Raw genomic sequence first — 17,327 nt, forward strand, 5'->3', positions numbered from 1 at the left:
ACAATATTCCGCCCCATCTTCCATCATGTTTGCCGAACAATGAAAATCATCAGCCCACGTTTACTTTCGCAAGTGACACTTATGCTCCTGCTCTTCATGTCGCTCTCTACAACAGCCTCAGCACAGACACAGGATATAGAAGAGCGTATAGAATACATTAATTCCTATGTCAACACCAATCCCGACAGCGCACTGATACTCTGCGAAAAAGCCCTTGCCGGAAAACTCGGCAAATACAACGAGGCTCGTACAGCACTCCTCACCATAAGCGGCAACGCATATTTCACCCTCGGCGACAATGCTAACGCCATCCGTTATTTCAAGCGGGCTGTCGATACGGCCATAGGTGGAAACGATACGATCGGCTGTGTCAACGCACTTTCGGATCTTGGTGTGGCCTATCGGGTCAACCAGCAACCTGATTCAGCACTCATCTGCTACAACCGCGCACTCTCTCTGCTCGCAAACAGCGACGACCCTTTTCTCGAATCAAACATTCTGATATCCATTTCAATCCTCTTCGGCAACCAGCGCCGTTATGGCGAAGCAATCTCGTTTGCTGAAAAAGGCGTGGCCAAAGCCATGATGACCGACGATATCGAAACCCAGATATATGCCGTCTCTACTCTGGGGACAGTACTGTTTCTCGACGGGCAGAAAAACCGCGGGCTCGCCGAACAGCGCAAAATCATACAGGTTGCCGAGCGCAAAGGAGTCCCGCGCTACATACTCAAGACATATGCGTCAATCATATCCATGCACCACAGGCTCGGCAACCAAGATTCGGTCAGATATTATATCAGACGCGGCGAGGCGCTGATGCCTAAAGTCCCGGCGGCCTCGGTCGAATCAATCGGATTCATGGAACAGAGTTTCATGCTCCTGACATCTATGGGAAGATACAAGGAGAGCCTTGACATACAGAAAAAGATTCTTGAGATGAACGATTCGAGGCCGTTCCTTCCGCTAAACCGCCTATGGCAACGCATAGCGCTCAACTACAAGGGACTCGGCGACATCGAAAACACGGCCGATGCCTATGAACGATCCATAGCCTTTACCGACAGCATCTACGACACACGTCTCGACGAGCAGATGGCAGAATTCAATGTCAAATATCAGACGGCCGAGAAAGAAATTCAGATTTCGCGTCTGGAAACAGCAAAAGCACGTCGCGACACCATTCTCACAATCATAGCCGCGATCCTGACGATAGGCGCAATCGCGTTCTACGTATGGTCGCGCAACCGCCGTCGCAAAATCGAACTCCAGACTGTCCGCGCACAGCTCGACGGCATCGAGCAGGAACGCGCACGGCTTGCCCACGAGCTGCACGACGGTGTATGCAACGACCTTCTCGGCCTTGAGCTGATGACAGCCGCAAAGAACTATGACCATGACGAGTTCACATCTATGCTCAAAGCTGTGCGCAAGGAAGTAAGATCGATTTCCCACGAACTGCTCCCGCCGCGCTTCAACGGACTGTCACTCTCACAGTTGCTCTATGCCTACGTCCGGCAGAGCGACGGGCTGATGACATTGGAGACATCAGCCGGAGACACCGAACTGTCACCGCTTCAGTCTGTCAATCTCTACCGTATCGTACAGGAATGGACAGGCAATCTACGGACACACAACAATCCGACATCCATCGAAATCAAACTCTACAGCGACCAAAACCTGACCACACTTGAAATCACCGACAATGGAACACCGTTTGACCCGGATTGCAGCCAAAGCAGAGGACTCGGAATTGAAAACATCAAACACCGAATAAAAGCACTGAACGGCATCTGGACAGTCCGACATGAGGGTTCAACCAATGTAATGACCGTAAAAATATCGACAAATCAAAGCTAAAAACACACCGCATCACGGAAATCCGTGATTTATATCTCATCATCATTGCCTAATTTTGTGGTGTGAATCCTCATTCCCCCGACCAATGGCTAAATCTGATTTAAAAATCCTCCTTGTCGATGACCACGAAATAGTGCTTCGAGGCATGCGCCACCTCATTGAGGACATTCTGGATTCAGAATGCCGGGTCGATTGTGCGAAGACCGCGGCCGAAGCGCTGTCGGCCACCTCAGCGCAACACTATGATCTCTGCCTGCTCGACATCGAGCTTCCTGACTCGCCGGGCATAGAACTGCTGCATAAAATCAGGGAAAAATCACCCGGCATCAAGGTTATAGTCAACACAATCCATGAAGAATTGTGGGTTATGAAGGATTATTTTGATGCCAACGTCGAAGGCATACTATTCAAAGATGTCCTTTCATCTGAAATCGCACAGGCAATCCACGTCGTCACCGACGGTGGAACCTATTTCTGCAACCGTGCCAACCGTCTCAAGCTTTCTCTCGACAGGAGCGATTTACCCACTCCAAAGGAGCTTGAGGTACTCCACATGCTCGCCAACGGCAAAAAGACCGACGATATCGCTGCCGAAATGCACCTTAGCACCAATACTATCGAAACACACCGTCGCCACCTCCTAAGCAAGCTAAATGCAAGGAATTCAGCCGAACTGGTGCTGAAAGCAGTGAAACAGGGACTGATACAAACTACACGAAAATAAAAAATAGCACACCGGCTTGGGAATAAACGACTGTGCAACAAACCATTTATATATATTTACAACCATTATAACACAGCAGGAATCTTTGAAAACGGATTTCTTTTCACACCCGGAGGACAGCTCTTTACCGACGATGACTCCGAGTGGGGCATCTGACAACCTCTTTCAGGCATCATCACTACCGGTGTCTGAAACATTCACCTCATCCATTTCCTAACTTTTAGAGGGTCGTACATTTGTACGGATAAACATACGACCCTCTTTGTTGCTTTTTCCGTGATTCTTCCATGCCGGCTTAGAGGCATGGAAGAATTTTTTTATGCAAACACCGATCCGTCAAACCAATAGGTCTAAAGGGGTGTTGTGATTTATAGATACGTGTTACGATTATATCACAGAGCTTCTGATTTTTTCTTATTTTTGCAGCGTAGAAACGAAAATGTCATAATGAAAATCATAATTGCAGGCGATGGAGAGACAGGCACACACCTTGCCAATACCCTCTCGGTCGAAAATCAGGATATCGTATTGATGGGCACTGACAGAGAGCATCTTTCAGAGCTTGATGCAGTGAGTAACTTCATCACGTTCGAAGGCAGCCCGATGTCAGTAACAAATCTCATGCAATGCGGTGTTGACAACGCCGACCTGTTTGTGGCTGTCACACCCGATGAGACGGTCAACCTTATATCCTGCGAACTGGCAAAAGATTGTGGAGCACGGAAGTGCGCCGCGCGAGTCGACAATCCCGAATTCGACTCCGATAAAGTCAAAAGGATGTTCCGCGACAGAGGCATCGACATGACTATTTTCCCGGAGAAACTCGCAGCAGCCGAGATAGCGGGCTTTATCGACCATAACTGGGTGAGCGAATGGTCAAAGTTCAACAAGGGTGAGTTATTTGTGGTCGGTGTGCGCATGGAATCCGGCGGAGAGCTCTGCGGAAAATACCTGAGCGAGGTGCCAAACACACCTCGAATGTTTCACGTATCCGCAATCAAACGAGGCAATGAAATCATAATCCCGCGAGGAAGCGACAGACTCCTCGAAGGTGATACGATCTACTTTTCAGTACTGCCACAGAATCTCGACCTGCTCCCTGCGCTTTGCGGCAAAAAGGTCACGCATGTGAAGCGTATCATGATTTCAGGAGCCGGCCGAGTGACCGAACATCTTCTCGAACTCATCGAGTCGAAGTATGACATCACTGTGATTGACCCCGACAAGGAAAGATGCCGGATCATAGCTTCACGCTTCCCGAAGACAGTGGTGATAAACGCCACTGCCAACGATGTCGTCACGCTTAAGGAAGAAGGCATAGACGGCTGCAATATGTTTCTTGCACTTACAGGCAGTTCCGAGAAGAATATCGTTTCGTGTATGGTCGCACGCGAACACAAGGTAGCCAAGACCCTTGCAAGAATCGAAGAACTACAGTATGTCCCTGAAGCCAAAAGTCTTTCAATCGACAAGATAATCAACAAGAAACTCCTTAACGCCGGCAGGATTCTCAGTCTGCTCCTTGATGCCAATGCCAACACGACTCAAAGCTTTGCGTTTGACAATGCAGAGATCGCCTGCATGACAGCACCGGCGGGTTCTAAAATAGTATCACGCCCCATCTATCAGCTCTCACTCCCACGGGAACTTACCATAGGCGGAGTCATACGCAACGGAGAGGGGATGCTCGTCGAGGGGCGCACTCAAATTCTTCCGGGCGACAACGTGGTGGTGTTTTTCGTTACTGGTGCACTCGGCAAAGTGGAACGTCTGTTCAGATAAAACGGCACACTCATGAAAAATACGTTAAAAATCAAGCCTATCATCCGAATCATGGGCCGTCTGGTGCTGATTGAATCGCTCATGCTCCTTATTCCGCTGGCAGTCTGTCTGTGCTATGGAGAGAGCGAGTGGAGAGGCTTTGCAATCGCGGCTGCAGCCGCAGCCGCTGCAGGAGGAATTGCTGAACTTGCCACACGCCACGTGTCGACAGCCATCCATGCACGCGAAGGCTTCATCATCACCGCGCTAATCTGGATTGTGTTCGGTCTGTTCGGCCTTATTCCGTTCATGACCGGCTCACATCCGATTGGATTCACCGACGCGATGTTCGAGACTATTTCCGGCTTCACAACCACAGGTGCAAGCATGATCACTGATGTCGAACAACAGTCACACGGCATACTTTTCTGGCGTGCATTCACACAATGGATAGGCGGCCTCGGTATCATATTGTTCATGCTCGCGGTGCTGCCTGAGCTCAACAAGGCTGTAGGCATCTCGATGTTCAACGCAGAAGCCACCGGCATCACACACAGCAAACTCCATCCACGCATCCGCCAGACAGCGTTGTCGCTATGGGGCATCTACGTGATACTCACCGTAGTCTCCATACTCCTGCTGTGGTGCGGACCGATGAACTTCTTCGACAGCGTATGCCAGACATTCGCGGCCGTTGCAACAGGCGGCTTCACCACACGAAACGCCGGGCTGGCCTACTGGGACTCCGACTATGTGCTTGTGGTGCTTACCGTAGTGATGTTCATCGCAGGAATAAATTTCATGCTGCTATATACCACATGGAAGAACGGCATCCGTGAACTCCTCTCAAACGATGTTCTGAAAGCATTCGTCGCAATAGTGTTTATCTCCTATCTGCTACTCCTGCTTTCATCACTACTGCAAGGCGGTAACACCGGCATCGACCGGCTGCTTGTCTATCCGCTTTTCCACATAATGTCGGCCATCACTTCGACAGGCTTTTCAATCACCGGCGCAGAGGACTGGGGTTCATTTTCGCTGTTCCTGACAATCATGCTCATGCTGTGTGGTGCTTGCACAGGCTCTACGTCAGGCGGAATAAAAATCGACAGACTCATCGTGTTGCACCGTAACTTCCGCAATGAAATCAACAAAACAGTATTCCCGAAACGCACCTATGTTGTAAACCTCAACGGCAGCTCGCTTCAAAGCAGCCTTGTTTCCCGCATATCTGCCTTCGTGACCCTATACATACTTACGGTCGTGATTTCGACAGCCGTCATAACGCTTTTCGGCTACACATTCACCGATTCCCTTTTCATGACATGTTCCTGCATCGGATGCAACGGTCTGGGCTACGGAGCGACAGGAGCCGAGGGTTCGTTCACAATGCTCCCCGAAGCCGTCAAATGGCTGCTGATTCTCAATATGCTCGTCGGACGACTCGAACTTTTCACCTTCCTCGTCTTCCTTCTGCCGTCATTCTGGAAACGCTGATCCAACGATTCGCCAACGCCCTCTGAATTATTGTTAAATATGCCGTTTGACCTTGTGTCTACCCATAGCAAAATGAAAGCATTTTAGAGTCGCCAACGGAATATTGCCATTAAAATTCAGCGGTTTAAGTTTTTTTAACCCATGATTGATTTTCTTGTCAATTTTAGTTGGTAAATTTGCATGCTATATAACATAGTTGCACGGCACAGGTCATGATTAAAAGTACAATTGACAAAATCCTTACCGAAGAACTCACGGAAATCTGGGCGCTCCTCTCCAACGAGGAAAAGCGCCAGATTATTGATAATTTCACAATCCATAAATACAAGAAAAACAAGATTGTCTATGCCGAAGGCGACGAGCCTGAATTCCTATGGGCTCTGATTGAAGGCAAGGTAAAGAAATTCAAAGACGGAGTCGGTGGCCGTGTGCAGATTCTCCGCCTTATCAATCCGGGACAATATTTCGGTTACCGCGCACATTTTGCAGGCGAACGCTACGTGTCGAGTGCCGCGACTCTTGAAGAATCCGTACTCGGAACCATACCGATGACTCTGGTCGACGAGATGATTACAAAAAATAACCGTCTCGCCATGTTCTTCATCCATGAGCTTTCTCACAACCTCGGAAATTCCGATACAAAAATCGTCAATCTTACCCAGAAACATATCCGTGCCCGTCTCGCAGAGGCTCTGCTCGTACTTCGCGACAACTATGGTTATGAGGAAGACGACAACATGACGCTCAAAATCTACATGGCACGCGAAGACCTCGCAAATCTCTCCAACATGACCACTTCAAACGCCATACGCACACTATCAAACTTCGGCAGTGAAAAAATCATCGTCGTCGACGGACGAAAAATAAAAATCCTCAACGAACCGCTGCTGCGCAAAATTTCAAAATTCGGATAAACATACAGACCTGCGACACTCACATTCGGTATAATTATATCTTACACTATATAATCTGCCGAATTTTTTATTTATCATCAATTCTTGCATCACCCGAACAAACACTATTTCAAGTTTGTTCACATTTTGGCCTGACAGTCGCATCTCTCTTTCAACTGACGTACATAATGTAATGGATTTTAATACATGTCACAAAAAGTAAAATTCGGATCCAAGATAGGATTGATTGCCGCGACAGTCGGTTCGGCTGTCGGACTCGGCAACATATGGCGCTTCCCGGCTGAAACCCAAGCCAACGGAGGCGCGGTCTTTTTACTACTCTACATTGCCTGTGTATTCATCCTCGGCATACCGGTGATGACAGCTGAATTTTCGCTCGGACGCGGAGGCAATTCCGATGCGACAGGGGCATTCCGCAATGTCACTCCTGACAAAAAAGGCTGGTGGCTTGTCGGAGCGCTCGCAATCCTCGCATCCTATCTCATACTTTCGTTCTACATGGTAGTCTCAGGATGGACGCTTGAATATATGATCCAGTCGCTCACAGGCAATCTCTACGCGCCGACACCTGAGGCCAGCATAGCGACTGTCGCCGGCGGGGAAGCTCTTTTCAGTCAGAAAATGGCATCGTATGTCACCGGTACCTACCGACCGCTGGTGATGACATTCATAATGATTGCAGCCAACCTTGTCGTCCTGCTTAAAGGCGTACAGAAAGGGATTGAAAAAATGTCAAACATAATGATGCCTCTGCTGTTCGTGCTCCTGCTCGTGTTCTGCATCGTATCTCTCACTCTACCTAAAGCAGCCGACGGGATAGCATTCTTCCTCAAGCCTGACTTTTCGGCTATGACACCGAAAACAGTTGTCAACGCACTCGGTCAGGCATTCTTCTCGCTCAGCCTCGCAATGGGCATTCTCGTCACATATTCAAGCTACTATCCGGCCGACACCAAACTGACCCGTACCGCCGTCACTGTCTCTCTTCTCGACTTAGGCACAGCCATCCTGATGGGACTCATAATCTTTCCTGCCGTGATGACATTCGGTCTCGCCGACCACAACCTTGCAGGGTCGGCGCTCGTCTTCATCACTCTTCCTGAAATTTTCGCACAGATGGGTGGCACGCTGTTCTGGTCGACTCTGTTCTTCCTGCTTCTTTCGGTGGCCGCTTTTACCTCTACAATCTCGCTTGCCGAAGTGTCTGTAGCATTCATGGAATGTCACTTCCGCATGTCGCGCAAGCGTGCGGTAGTTACCGTTGTGACACCTCTTTTCCTTCTAAGTTCAATCTGTTCGCTGTCAGTCGGTCCGTGGAGCGATTTCAAAATAATGGGCATGACAATCTTCGATTTTCTTGACACGATGGCCACAAATATCATGCTTCCAGTAGGCGGAATTCTGCTCTGCATCTACATGGGTTGGGTAGCGCCACGGTCGTTCTTCCGCAACGAGCTGACCAACAACGGCACATTGACCTCTCATGCGTTCTGGCTCATAGCCTTCATTGTAAAATGGGTCGCACCCGCACTAATCGCTCTGGTGCTTATCGGGCAGTTTATCTGAGCTAAAGCCGTTGGAAGCGAATACATGTCGCCATCAACATAGATAGCAACAACTAAGAATATACAGCCACGGCCTCATTCACTTGTCGGAATGAGGCCGTGGCTGTATATTGCAGCATTCTGTCAACTACATCTATAATGATATACCGGTGGCGGCGAAGATGTCAGCCTATTTCTCTGATATGAACGAGTCCTTGAATCCGAGAAAGTATAGCACTCCGTCAAGACCGATTGTCGAGATTGACTGCTCGGCAGTAGCCTTCACTTTAGGTTTGGCATGGAAAGCTATGCCAAGTCCGGCTGTAGAAAGCATCGGAAGGTCATTCGCACCGTCGCCCACTGCTATTGTCTGGGCGATATTGACATTTTCAACCTGTGCGATAAGGCGCAGCAATTCCGCCTTGCGCCGTCCGTCGACAATCTCACCGAGATAGCGTCCTGTCAGTTTCCCGTCGACTATTTCAAGTTCATTGGCATAAACGTAGTCAAAGCCGTATTTCTGTTTCAGGTAATTTCCGAAATAGGTGAATCCGCCCGAGAGAATCGCAGTCTTATAGCCTACACGTTTCAGCACCTGCATCATGCGGTCGAGACCTTCGGTTATTGGAAGACTTTCGGCAATCTCCTTCATCACACTCTCGTCAAGTCCTTTGAGAAGCGCCACACGCTCTTTGAAACTTTCGTTGAAATCAATCTCACCACGCATCGCACGTTCGGTGATAGCCTTTACCTCATCGCCGACTCCGGCCCTTACGGCAAGCTCGTCGATTACCTCCGTTTCGATAAGCGTCGAATCCATATCGAAACAGATCAGACGGCGACAGCGGCGATAGAGAGTGTCCTCCTGCATGGAGATGTCGAAATCCTCCTCCTGCGAAAGCTGCATGAACCGTTCCTGCATGGCAGAAGCGTCGCGCGGCATGCCTCGCACCGAAAACTCCACACATGACTTTGACAGCGGCTGTTCCTCCATGTCGAGAGGCATGCGGCCGGTCAATCGCTGGATCGAATCGATATTCATACCCTGCGAAGATATTTCAGCGGTCACGTGTGCTATCTGACGCGCGGTCAGACGACGGCCGAGAATCGTGATTATCCAGCGGTCTTTACCCTGCATCCCGACCCACTGCTCATATTCACCGATGCTGACAGGAGAAAAACGAATGGTCACATTAAGTTCCGTGGCCTTAAACAACAGCTCCTTCATTATATTACCCGACACTGACGAATCAGTGCGGATAAGTATTCCGAGCGATAGAGTGTGATGGATGTCGGCCTGACCGATGTCAAGTATTCCGGCATTGTATTTCGCAAGAATCTCAGACAAAGCAGAAGTGACACCGGGATGATCCTGACCGGATATATTGATCAGGATAAGTTCGAGCTGCGCTTTTTCCATGACAAAAAGAACTATTTATACTATTTTGATTTCTTATTTTCCAAGACAAAGTTAAAATATTTATCCGTAAACCACAATAAGAGGTTGTTTAAAAACAAATGTGAAAGCCGGAGTCCATTCTCTTGAGATGGATTTTGTGATGAATTGAAGGAACAATGCTGTAGCATTGTGACTGAAATTCATCACGAAAGACGTCCAAGAGAATGGATGCGAACAAGCATTTTTTCAACTTCAATAACGCAAATTTAATATATAACAATATTAATATAAGTTACTATCGCCTGCATGGATGTCTTTTTGGCTCCTCTGTTCCTAATCTTCAGTCACCATGCTACAGCATGGCTCCATCAGATTATGAACAGATTAGCTCAAAAATACATCCACTCTGGCTTCACATTTGTTATTAAACAACCTCTAAAACATATTGACATTAATTCCCGAAGCCCTGCTTATCATACTATCCTGTCTGCAATTATTCAAGCGATTTTTTTAGATACGCTGAAACTTATCTGCCGAATCAGCGTCTAATGCTATATAACATGACATCATCCTTAATTCCTAATAAATATGCTAAGTAACCGTGTAAAAAGAAATATCTGGCTGGCATTATCAATCATGTCATCAGTTGTAATCATCGACCGGGCGATCAGATTTGCCGATGGCTCTGTCGAATGGTGGTCTCTGCTTTCATCCGTGATTATTTGCATAGCTTGTGTGAGATTCTATCTGATTTTCCGGCGCGAGGTTAAAGAGGGAAAACTTTTCGGCAGACAAAATCCGTTTAAATGATTCGTGATTCGGATTGTGCTTCTCTGATTTTTCATTAATTTTGTGGACAGAAAACAATCCTAAAATCATTATTCCACGATGAAAAGAGAATGGAAACCAATCAAAAAGTATGAGGACATACTTTTCGAACAATATGGCCGAATAGCCAAAATCACAATCAACCGTCCGCGCGTCTACAACGCATTCCGTCCACAGACCAACAAGGAAATGCTTGATGCAATGGCCTATTGCCGCAACGCTTCCGACATAGGTGTCATCATTCTTACCGGGGCTGGCGACAAGGCGTTCTGCTCAGGCGGCGACCAGAACGTAAAGGGAATCGGAGGCTATATCGACGAGCAGGGAGTGCCCCGCCTCAATGTGCTTGACCTCCACAAAGCCATCCGCTCGATCCCAAAGCCTGTCATAGCAATGGTCAACGGCTACGCAATCGGGGGCGGAAACGTGCTCAACGTGGTCTGCGACCTCTCGATAGCATCCGACAACGCCCGTTTTGGACAGACAGGCCCGAAGGTCGGCAGTTTTGATGCAGGATTCGGTTCGAGCTATCTCGCGCGTTGCGTCGGTCAGAAAAAGGCACGCGAAATCTGGTTTCTCTGCCGTCAGTATACAGCCGAAGAGGCCGAACGCATGGGCATGATCAACAAAGTTGTCCCCCTTGACCGTCTTGAAGACGAGACCGTAGAATGGTGTGAGACAATACTTAGCCGTTCACCTATGGCCATCAGAATGATCAAGCGCGCTCTGAATGCCGAACTCGACGGACAGCGGGGTATGATGGAATTTGCAGGCGATGCAACCCTTATGTACTATCTCATGGCCGAGGCTCAGGAGGGTAAAAACGCATTCCTCGAAAAACGTGACCCGAATTTCGAACAATTCCCCAAATTCCCGGGATAAACCACGCTCAGCCATAATCCACTCTCCTCATAATCCAATGTTTTTCCATCATTCCATACTTCATTGAAAGCAACATGGTGTAAATATCGTCTCGATTTCAGGTTCACCGCAATCACGTCGCGGGAACAGATGAGACAGAAAGACACTTATTATATACGCCTTGCCGACTCCGAGTCCGACAACATCTGCGGACTCGGAGAGGCAGGTTTGTTTCGCGGACTGAGCTGCGACGACCGCCCGGATTATGAACAGAAACTTGCGGAGGTATGTGAAAACATCGACCGCTATGCAGCCCGACCGTCGCTGCTTGCCGACTGGCCGTCGATACGTTTTGCTGTAGAAACCGCCGTGCGCGACCTCTCAAACGGAGGACACCGTATCATCTGCCCGTCACCTTGGACTGCCGGCAAAGAAACAATCGTTATCAACGGGCTGGTGTGGATGGGTGACCGCAATCTGATGCGCGAGCGCATCGCCACGAAGCTTGCCGAGAGATTCGGCTGCGTGAAAATCAAAATCGGAGGAATAAATTTCGATGATGAAGTCGGCCTGCTGCGGTTCATACGCCAAGAAGCTCCCGGCATACAGCTAAGGCTCGATGCCAACGGCGCGTTCACTCCGGCCAATGCACTCGACAGACTCAACCGGCTTGCCGAATTTGACATCCACTCGCTCGAACAGCCGATCAAAGCCGGCCAATGGACAGAAATGCGCAGCATCTGCCAGTCGTCACCAATACCGATCGCTCTTGACGAGGAACTGATAGGAATAACGACCAAGGCACGAAAAGAAATGATGCTCGATGAAATCCGTCCGCAATTCATTGTCCTGAAACCAACGCTCACTGGTGGCATAGAATCGTCGGAGGAATGGATAAGGCTTGCCGGAGAACGCGGTTGCAGCTGGTGGGTCACATCGGCTCTTGAATCAAACATCGGACTGAACGCAATAGCCCAGTGGACTGCTACCCTTGACAGCAAAATGGCTCAGGGACTCGGCACAGGGCAACTTTATGACAACAATATCCCTTCACCATTGACACTGCATGGCGAACGTCTCTCTTACTCGCCCGAAGATGAATGGGTGATTCCACCACTGCAATGGCACTGATTCTCACACCCCAAGCTGAAGATTTTATTAACGAGTGGACCAATCCCCTCCCCTATGTCATAGCCCATACCTCCGGGTCGACAGGAACACCAAAGGAAATCAGGCTGCTGAAATCGGATATGCGGGCATCGGCACGCGCAACAATCGACTTTTTCGGTTTATCGTCAAAATCAACTCTCTATCTGCCTCTATCACCCGGCTATATCGCCGGGAAAATGCAGATTGTCAGGGCGCTTGAGGCTTCTTGTGACCTTATTGTCGAAAACCCGTCAAGCCGACCGGCACTTCAGCCGCTCACCGACGGGACTGAAATTGATCTGCTCCCCATAGTGCCATCACAGTGTGAAGCCATACTCTCCTCTCCTTACCGCCGTCAGATAAAGAATATTATCATCGGAGGAGCTCCATTACAGCCAAATGCTGAAACCGATATAATCGGCGCAGGACTGACCGCCTATGCCACATACGGCATGACCGAAACGTGCAGCCATGTGGCCCTCCGCCGACTCGGCGAAGAACAGTTCTCGGCTCTGCCCGGTTTCTCCTTCTCACTCGACGACAGAGGATGTCTGACCATCGGCAGCCGTACACTATCGTTCGGCACACTTGTCACAAACGACATGGTCTCACTCACTTCCGACCATTCCTTCCGCTGGCTCGGCCGCTATGACAACGTGATAAACTCCGGCGGGATAAAAATCTTCCCGGAAGAAATAGAAAAGCTCATCGCTCCGCTATTTCCGCCTGAATCACTTTTTTATGTCACATCACGGCCATCAGAGAAATGGGGCGAAGAGGCCGTAATCGTATCTGATTCACCCTCATTGCCTTCCGACATTCTCGACCGGATCAAACTGCTTGCCGGACATCGGAAAACCCCAAAAGCAATCATTTTCGAGCCGGAAATAAAATTGACACAATCCAATAAGATAATAAGGCATAAATTTTTCAGTTGATTCAACCGATAGTACGTCCTAAAACGTTATATTTGCATCAACCAAGCCATTTGTGCCATATTCTCACGTCAACTATTCATCTATGAATCCTGATTCTGAAGGAAAAAAATACTACGGATTGTTCAACGACAGCTTTACGCCTGTTCTTGACGGAGTGACACTCACAGTCGAGAACTACTGCAAATGGCTTAAGCAAAGCGGACGCGAAGTTTGTGTCGTCACACCTTGGGCGCCTAAATTCACCGGGACTGAAGACCTGAAGCTTTTTCGCTATTTTTCTCTACCTATCTACAACCGTCATCCCTACCGTTACGGTTATCCGCGTTTCGATCCATTCATCTGGCGACACATGCGTAACACCCGGTTCCGTCTTGTCCATGCCCACTGCCCGTTTTCGTCCGGACGGCTTGCCGCCTATGCCGCACGCAAACAGAACATCCCGCTAATAGCCACATTCCATTCAAAATACCGCACAGACCTCGAACGGTCACTACCAGCACCGATGGTCGCCTACCAGATGAACCGCCTCCGCAAGTTCTACAGTTCGGCAACCGAAGTATGGATTCCACAGGCAGCTGTCGAGGAAACCATACGAGAATACGGCTACAAAGGGAAAGTCGTTGTGGTTGAAAACGGCAACGACTTCTCAGAGGACATAGCCGACATAGCCGACTATAAACAGAAGGCCCGCAAAGCTGTCGGACTCGCCGATGATGAAACAGGACTGCTATTCGTCGGTCAGCATATCCTCGAAAAAGGAATCGAGATCATAATCAGGACACTTCCTCTGCTCGACGGGATGAAATATCGAATGAACTTCATCGGGACAGGCTATGCGCTCGATGACATGAAGGCACTCGTCAAGGAACTCGGACTGACAGACAGAGTGACATTCCACGGAGTCATCAACGATAGGGAAAAACTCCGGCAATACTACGCCGCCTCCGACCTGTTCCTGTTTCCATCGTTCTACGACAACGCACCACTCGTGGTGCGCGAGGCGGCCGCTGTCGAGACCCCGGCTATACTGCTTGAAGGCTCTACAGCCGCCGAACTTGTCAGAGACGGCGAAAACGGTTTTCTGACACAACGCAGCCCTGAGGACTACGCGCGCGCAATCCGACATATCGCAGTTAATCCATCACTGAAAACAAAAGCCGGAAAAGGAGCGAGCGTTACGCTGGCCCGTCCGTGGTCAGATGTAATTGACGAAGTTATCCAACGCTACGACGAAATCATTGCCCGACATGAACACTCAACAAAAAAATAAGAAACAGCAGTCACCACGGCGACAGGCCCTGAGCCTCGCATGGAAAATCTTCCTGCCTATAGCCATAGGACTCGCAGTAGTGGTGTGGCTGTTCAAACGCGAGTTCAACCCTGAGGTATGGCATTCGATACACTTCGACGGAAGGGTTATCGGATGTATTCTCCTTGCATGGCTTTTCATGCTCGGCCGCGATTTCGGGCTGACATGGCGTTTCCGTACACTCACCGACAGGCAGCTGTCGTGGACAAAAGCTTGGAAAGTCGACATGCTGTGTGAGTTCACATCATGCGTGACCCCCTCGGCTGTCGGAGGCAGTGCCCTCGGTATGATATATCTCAACCGCGAGGGCATCGAGCTTGGACGGGCGACCACGCTGATGATGACAACACTGTTTCTCGACGAACTTTTTTTCGTGGTCTCGCTTCCTATAATCATGCTGATAGTCCCCTATCACGAACTTTTCGACTTCGGACACGGCGGATTCACAGTCGGACTGCAATCTGTTTTCTGGGGAGTCTATGCCGTGATTTTCGTCTGGACCACAATTCTTTTTCTCGGAATCATTGTGCGTCCGCATGCCATCCACCGCTTCCTCAACTGGCTCTTCCACTTCCGTCTGCTCAACAAATGGGCCAAGCAGGTCGACAGTCTCGGCACAAATATGGAGACTACAGGCAAGGAACTCCGCACACGGCCATTCATCTGGTGGCTTGAGACTTTCGGCGGCACTGCCCTCTCATGGTCTTCACGCTATCTCGTGGTCAACGCACTTTTCCTCGGCTTTGCACCGGCAGCCAGCCAGATTGTGGTGTTCGCACGCCAATTCATCGTGTGGGTGTGTCTGATGGTCAGTCCTACCCCCGGAAGCGCAGGCATAAGCGAATGGCTTTTCACAACATACTACGGTGACCTCATCCACTCGACGGGCATGGCTCTCGTAATAGCCCTATTCTGGCGTATCATAAGCTATTACGTTTATCTTCTCGTCGGCGCTTGTATCATGCCCGGCTGGATTCAGCAGGGCATACGCAACAAAGAGCAAGACAAACATTGATAAAAAATCACACAGGCATAATCACCATTCATTATCTCCCTTCAAATGTTTCCACTCCACCGCACAATCATCATGTTGCTGCTCCTGACTATTTCAGGAGCGTTATTTCCGGCAAACGCTGAAAAACTCCACAACATATACATGCTACGGCTTGACGATGAAATTGGTTCAAGCTCTTGGCGCTACACACGACAAGCTCTCAACGAAGCCGACCGTCTTGGCAGTGACATGCTCATTGTCCACCTCAACACCTACGGCGGTTCGGTGGTGCACGCAGACTCCATACGCACCGCACTGCTCAACTATCCCGGACCGACAGTGGCTTTCGTCGACAACAACGCCGCCTCGGCAGGCGCGCTCATAGCGCTCGCATGCGATTCTGTCTATATGCGCAGGGGTGCTACTATGGGAGCTGTGACAATGGTCAACGGTGCAAACGGGATGGCGATGCCTGACAAATATCAGTCATACATGCGCGCCATGATGCGCGCCACGGCAGAAAACCACGGTAAATATGTCGACTCGACCGGCAACGAACAATGGAGACGCAATCCGCTCATAGCCGAAGCGATGGTCGACAGCCGCGTAACAGTCCCCGGACTCGTCGACTCGACACGTGTCGTCTCGTTCACGACAGACGAAGCCGTCAAGTGGGGCTATGCGGACGGCAGAGCCGAATCGGTCGACGAGCTGATGAAGCAGCTCGATTATAGACCCGAATCATATTCAATAGAGGAATATCGTCCCGACTGGCTTGACCACCTAATCGGTTTCTTCACCAATCCGGCGGTACAGGCCGTGCTCATAATGATAATCGTAGGCGGAATCTACATGGAGCTTCACTCGCCCGGAGTCGGATTCCCGGCAGCGGCATCCATCATGGCCGCAGTGCTCTATTTCCTTCCCCTCTATATCACAGGAATCGCAAGTTCATGGATAATACTCCTTTTTGTGCTCGGTGTGATGCTCGTGGTACTTGAAATGTTTGTTGTTCCCGGATTCGGTATCACCGGCATCACAGGCATATCCTGTATGTGTGCGGCTGTTATCCTCGGGCTTATCGAACACTACACTTTCTCACTCTCCCACCTCAATGCGGAGGCCGTTTGGAGTTCGATGGTCATCTTCCTCGCTGGAATAACGCTTGCAGTAGCCGTCGTCTGGTATCTGACATCAATACATGGTCCGAAATGGGTGCGCCGACACACTGAACTTATGCTCACACAGCAGGTCAAAGACGGCTATATCGGTGTCGATATGTCACCGGTCGGCTACATCGGTCTTGAAGGCGCAGCCGTAACCGACATGCGTCCTGCCGGCAAAGTCGAAATCAACGGCGAGACTCTCGATGCCGTCGCCACACAAGGTTTCATCCATGCAGGCGCACGCGTAAGAGTCATGAAATATGAAAACGCCCAGATTTACGTAAAAGAAGTCTGAGACAATCAACCGTGTCGGATAACACCTGTTGTCTTACTGCTCAATACGACAATCCCATAAACCGTCTAAAAAGCATCCCCTGCCCGGA

General features: G+C 49.6%; 14 protein-coding genes. 13 read left to right on the forward strand and 1 reads right to left on the reverse strand.

Annotated elements, in window-relative coordinates; all coding sequences use genetic code 11:
- Positions 1-39: 39 nt before the first annotated feature.
- From E7747_RS00535 to E7747_RS00560, 6 genes are all read left to right on the forward strand, one after another.
- A complete protein-coding gene (locus E7747_RS00535; RefSeq protein ID WP_136413398.1) occupies positions 40-1,860 on the forward strand; it encodes a tetratricopeptide repeat-containing sensor histidine kinase in 1,821 nt (606 codons plus the stop codon).
- Between the two features lie 85 nt (positions 1,861-1,945).
- The gene (locus E7747_RS00540; protein ID WP_123613189.1) at positions 1,946-2,584 is read left to right on the forward strand and encodes a response regulator transcription factor; all 639 of its coding nucleotides are present in this window, start codon (positions 1,946-1,948) and stop codon (positions 2,582-2,584) included.
- Between the two features lie 447 nt (positions 2,585-3,031).
- Positions 3,032-4,366, forward strand: a complete 1,335-nt coding sequence (gene trkA, locus E7747_RS00545; protein ID WP_136413400.1) for a Trk system potassium transporter TrkA — start codon at positions 3,032-3,034, stop codon at positions 4,364-4,366.
- Between the two features lie 12 nt (positions 4,367-4,378).
- The gene (locus tag E7747_RS00550) at positions 4,379-5,842 is read left to right on the forward strand and encodes a TrkH family potassium uptake protein (protein WP_136413402.1); all 1,464 of its coding nucleotides are present in this window, start codon (positions 4,379-4,381) and stop codon (positions 5,840-5,842) included.
- A gap of 212 nt (positions 5,843-6,054) precedes the next feature.
- On the forward strand, positions 6,055-6,756 hold the full coding sequence (locus E7747_RS00555) for a Crp/Fnr family transcriptional regulator (RefSeq protein WP_123613186.1): 702 nt from the start codon (positions 6,055-6,057) through the stop codon (positions 6,754-6,756).
- Positions 6,757-6,942: 186 nt separating this feature from the next.
- Positions 6,943-8,322, forward strand: a complete 1,380-nt coding sequence (locus E7747_RS00560; protein WP_136413404.1) for a sodium-dependent transporter — start codon at positions 6,943-6,945, stop codon at positions 8,320-8,322.
- A gap of 168 nt (positions 8,323-8,490) precedes the next feature.
- On the opposite strand, the gene serB is transcribed toward E7747_RS00560, so the two are convergent.
- Positions 8,491-9,720, reverse strand: coding sequence for a phosphoserine phosphatase SerB (gene serB / locus E7747_RS00565; protein ID WP_136413406.1), 1,230 nt, complete (start codon positions 9,718-9,720; stop codon positions 8,491-8,493).
- Positions 9,721-10,335: 615 nt separating this feature from the next.
- Between serB and E7747_RS16430 the strand changes: the two genes are divergently transcribed.
- From E7747_RS16430 to E7747_RS00595, 7 genes are all read left to right on the forward strand, one after another.
- Entirely contained in the window at positions 10,336-10,509 is a 174-nt protein-coding gene (locus tag E7747_RS16430) for a hypothetical protein (RefSeq protein ID WP_168185171.1), read from the forward strand.
- Between the two features lie 78 nt (positions 10,510-10,587).
- Complete coding sequence (gene menB, locus E7747_RS00570; RefSeq protein WP_136413408.1) at positions 10,588-11,409, forward strand: 1,4-dihydroxy-2-naphthoyl-CoA synthase; 822 nt, start codon at positions 10,588-10,590, stop codon at positions 11,407-11,409.
- Positions 11,410-11,538: 129 nt separating this feature from the next.
- Positions 11,539-12,519, forward strand: coding sequence for an o-succinylbenzoate synthase (locus tag E7747_RS00575; RefSeq protein WP_136413410.1), 981 nt, complete (start codon positions 11,539-11,541; stop codon positions 12,517-12,519).
- Positions 12,510-13,475: an AMP-binding protein gene (locus E7747_RS00580; RefSeq protein WP_168185172.1), complete on the forward strand. Its 966-nt coding sequence runs from the start codon at positions 12,510-12,512 to the stop codon at positions 13,473-13,475. Before E7747_RS00575 ends, E7747_RS00580 begins: the two co-directional genes overlap by 10 nt.
- 82 nt (positions 13,476-13,557) lie before the next feature.
- Positions 13,558-14,745 carry a glycosyltransferase gene (locus E7747_RS00585; protein ID WP_136413412.1) on the forward strand — a complete coding sequence of 396 codons (1,188 nt, stop codon included), beginning with the start codon at positions 13,558-13,560 and terminating at the stop codon, positions 14,743-14,745.
- The gene (locus E7747_RS00590; protein ID WP_136413414.1) at positions 14,723-15,799 is read left to right on the forward strand and encodes a lysylphosphatidylglycerol synthase transmembrane domain-containing protein; all 1,077 of its coding nucleotides are present in this window, start codon (positions 14,723-14,725) and stop codon (positions 15,797-15,799) included. Before E7747_RS00585 ends, E7747_RS00590 begins: the two co-directional genes overlap by 23 nt.
- 45 nt (positions 15,800-15,844) lie before the next feature.
- The gene (locus E7747_RS00595; RefSeq protein WP_228449215.1) at positions 15,845-17,239 is read left to right on the forward strand and encodes an NfeD family protein; all 1,395 of its coding nucleotides are present in this window, start codon (positions 15,845-15,847) and stop codon (positions 17,237-17,239) included.
- Positions 17,240-17,327: the final 88 nt, after the last annotated feature.

Origin of the sequence: Duncaniella dubosii (assembly GCF_004803915.1) — a bacterium.
GTDB classification, from domain to species: Bacteria; Bacteroidota; Bacteroidia; order Bacteroidales; family Muribaculaceae; genus Duncaniella; species Duncaniella dubosii.